Below are 1,709 nucleotides of genomic sequence, written 5' to 3' on the forward strand. Positions count from 1 at the left end.
GTCGGCGCACGAGACCTCGACCTCGATGCCGAGCACGCCGAGGAGCTCGACGACCGCGTCCTCGGCGCACGCGAGGGAGACGAGGTCCTCCTCTCCGAGGCGGTCGCGGTTGCGGGTCGCGTATCCGTTGGCCTCGCGGAGCAGCTCGAAGACGGCCGCCAGCGCGCCGGCGGTGTTGAAGTCGTCGTCCATCTCGGTGGTGAACTTGGCGCCGGCCGCCTCGACCGCGGCGTCGAGCGCAGTGCGCTCTGCGGCGTCCGCCCCTTCGGCCGCAGGCGCATTGCTGCGCAGCCAGAGCAGGTCACGGACGCTGTTGGTTATGCGGTCGTAGGTCGCCTGGGCGTCGTCGAGGCGCCCGGTGGAGTAGTCGAGTGGGCTGCGGTAGTGGGTCTGGAGCATCAGCAGGCGCACGACCGGCGCGTCATAGAGCGCGAGCACGTCCTTGAGCAGCATGAAGTTGCCGAGGGACTTGCTCATCTTCTCGGAGTTCACCTGGAGCAGGCCACCGTGTACCCAGTAGCGCACGAAGGTGCCGCCGGTCGCGGCCTCGGACTGCGCGAGCTCGTTCTCGTGGTGCGGGAAGACGAGGTCGCACGCACCGCCGTGGATGTCGAGCGGCAGGCCGAGCTCGTTCTCCGACATGACCGAGCACTCGAGGTGCCAGCCCGGCCGGCCCTCGCCCCACGGGCTCGGCCAGTGGGGCTCGCCGGGCTTGGCGGCCTTCCACAGCGCGAAGTCGAGCGGGTCTCGCTTGCGGTCGTCCACCTCGACGCGGGCGCCGCTCTCGAGGTCGTCGATGTCGCGGCCGGACAGCTTGCCGTAGCCCGGGAACGAGCGGACCGAGAAGTACACGTCGCCCTCGACGGCGTACGCATGCCCGCCGGCGATCAGGCGCTCGACCATCGCGACCTGCTCAGGGATGGTCTCGGTCGCCTTGGGCTGCACGGTCGGCCTGAGCACCCCGAGGTCGCGCATGGCGTCGAAGAAGGCCGCGGTGTACTTGGCCGCCACCTCGGCGGCGGTCGTGCCCTCCTCGGCAGCGCGGTTGATGATCTTGTCGTCGACGTCGGTGATGTTCTGCACGAACGTGACCTCGAAGCCGGCGTGCTCGAGATAGCGGCGGATCACGTCGAACGACAGGAACGTGCGCGCGTTACCGACGTGGATGTGGTTGTAGACCGTCGGGCCGCACACGTACATGGCGACCTTGCCCGGCTCGCGCGGGACGAACTCCTCCTTGGCGCGGGTCATCGTGTTGTGGACGCGCATGCTCAGCTGTCGCCTTCCGACGGTTGCTCAGGCGGAGTCGTATCCGGGAACACCGGCTCGTCGCGCTCCTCGGACAGCCCTTCGTCGCGGGCGAGGCGCGACTCGAGCCGGTCCACGCGGCGTTGCAGCGAGCGGAACATCTCCACGACCGGGTCGGGCAGGTCCTCGTGGTGCAGGTCGATCGCCTCGACCCGCTGGCCCTCGCGCACGACGACGCGGCCGGGGATGCCGACGACGGTGCAGTTGGGCGGCACGTCGGTCACCACGACCGCGCCGCCGCCTACGCGCGTGCCGGCACCTATCGTGATGTCGCCGAGGACCGCCGCACCGACGCCGACCACGACGCACTCCTCGAGGGTGGGGTGCCGCTTGCCCCGCGCCTTCCCGGTGCCGCCAAGCGTGACGCCCTGGTAGAGCGTGACGTCGTCCTTGATCACCGT

At 70.0% G+C, this 1,709-nt stretch carries 1 protein-coding gene; it reads right to left on the reverse strand.

What is annotated here, in order from left to right; all coding sequences use genetic code 11:
* Positions 1 to 1,269 (reverse strand): cysteine--tRNA ligase (locus FDZ70_10150; protein TLM67583.1); only part of this gene is annotated, 1,269 nt, incomplete at its 3' end.
* Positions 1,270 to 1,709 lie beyond the last annotated feature (440 nt).

The sequence above is a fragment of the Actinomycetota bacterium genome (genome assembly GCA_005774595.1).
Classification (GTDB): Bacteria; Actinomycetota; Coriobacteriia; order Anaerosomatales; family D1FN1-002; genus D1FN1-002.